The sequence below is a fragment of the Janthinobacterium sp. BJB401 genome, from assembly GCF_013372745.1.
GTDB classification, from domain to species: Bacteria; Pseudomonadota; Gammaproteobacteria; order Burkholderiales; family Burkholderiaceae_D; genus Janthinobacterium; species Janthinobacterium rivuli.
The window spans coordinates 1-1,896 of the sequence record NZ_JABXFH010000111.1; the positions used below are offsets into that span (position 1 = coordinate 1).

Genomic DNA, 1,896 nt, shown 5'->3' on the forward strand with positions numbered 1-1,896 from the left:
GTATTTGCGCCTATATGCAAACGGCGCTGGAAAATCTGGTGCAGGCGCTGGAGCAGGCGCCGCACACGCCGGTAGCTGCCGTCGAGGTGCTGCCGCCGCAGGAGCGCGAACAGCTGCTGGTGGAATGGAACCACACTGCGCAAGCCTATGCGCAGGACCAGACCCTGCACGGCCTGTTTCGGCAGCAGGCCGCGCGCACGCCGGAGCGGGCGGCCGTGCTGTGCGAGGACCGGCAATTGAGCTACCGCGAACTGGACGAGCGTTCGGAACGCCTGGCGCACTACCTGCGCGGCCAGGGCGTGGGCAGGGAAAGCCTGGTGGCGATCTGCGTCGAGCGCGACCTGGACATGCTGGTTGGCCTGCTCGGCATCCTGAAGGCTGGCGGCGCCTACGTGCCGCTCGATCCCGGCTATCCGAAGGAGCGGCTGGCCTACATGCTGGAGGACGCCAGGCCCGCGCTGCTGCTGACCCAGCAGTCGCTGCTGGGGCTGCTTTCGGCCGATGTAGTGACTGTTTGCCTGGACGGCGGCTGGGAGGCCGCAGTCGGCTCCGGCCTGGCGCCCGATGGCGGTGCCACGGCGGACCAACTGGCGTATGTGATCTACACCTCGGGTTCGACCGGCCAGCCGAAAGGCGTCGGGGTCACCCACGGCAACGTGAACAGCTTCCTGCACGCGATGCGCGGGCAGCCGGGGATAGTGGCTGACGATGTGCTGCTGGCGGTGACGCCGCTGTCCTTCGATATTGCCGGCCTTGAGCTGTTCCTGCCGCTGAGCGTGGGCGCGGCGACGGTGATTGCGTCGCGCCAGGTGGCAGCCGATCCGGCCCAACTGGCCCGGCATATTGCCCGGCATGGCGTGACGATGATGCAGGCCACGCCGTCGACCTGGCGCATGCTGGTCGAACAGGGCTGGCAGTATGAGGGCCAGCCGCTCAAGCCGTTCAAGTTGCTGTGCGGCGGCGAGGCGCTGCCGGCGGCGCTGGCGGAAGAACTGCTGCGGCGCGTGCCGGTGGTGTGGAATATGTACGGCCCGACGGAGACGACGATCTGGTCGGCGCTGTGCGCGATTACGGACCTGGAGCACGGCATCCCGATCGGGCGGCCGATCGCTAACACGCAGATCTACCTGCTTGACGGGCAATCGCGCCCGGTGCCCGTCGGGGTTGCCGGCGAGGTGCATATCGCCGGCGCCGGCGTGGCGCGCGGCTACGTAAACCGGGACGAGCTGACGGCCGAGCGCTTCGTGCCCAATCCCTTCGGTGCGCCCGATGCGCACATGTCGCGCATGTACAAGACCGGCGACCTGGCGTGCTATCTGCCGGACGGCAGGATCGAATACCTGGGCCGCATCGACCAGCAGGTGAAGCTGCGCGGCTTCCGCATCGAGCTGGGGGAAATCGAAACCTGGCTGGCGCGGCATGCGGCGGTGCGCGAGGCGGTGGTGGTGGCGCGCGAGGACAGTCCGGGTGACCAGCGCCTGGTCGCCTACCTGACCACGCACGAGGGCGGCGCGGACGCCGGACAACTGCTACCGCAGTTGAAGGCTTACCTTGCCGGCGCCTTGCCCGAGTACATGGTGCCGTCGGCCTGGATGGTGCTCGATCAGCTGCCACTGACGGCCAACGGCAAGATTAACCGGAAGGCCTTGCCGGCACCGGACGGGGGCCTGCTGCGCGCCGAATATGTCGCGGCGCAGACCGATACTGAAGAGCGGCTGGTGGCGCTCTGGCGTGAATTGTTGAACGTCGAGCGGGTCGGTATCCATGATAATTTCTTCGACCTGGGCGGGCACTCGCTGCTCATCATCAGGCTGCACGTGCTACTTATGCAATATTTTCAGAAAAGCCTTTCCGTGGTCGATTTGTTCAGATATCCTACCATCGAAAAATTGGCAG

1 protein-coding gene is annotated in these 1,896 nt (G+C 66.5%); it reads left to right on the top strand.

Annotated elements, in window-relative coordinates:
• A partial coding sequence (locus HWE17_RS28370; protein WP_176391106.1) for an amino acid adenylation domain-containing protein occupies positions 1-1,896 on the top strand: 1,896 nt, incomplete at both ends.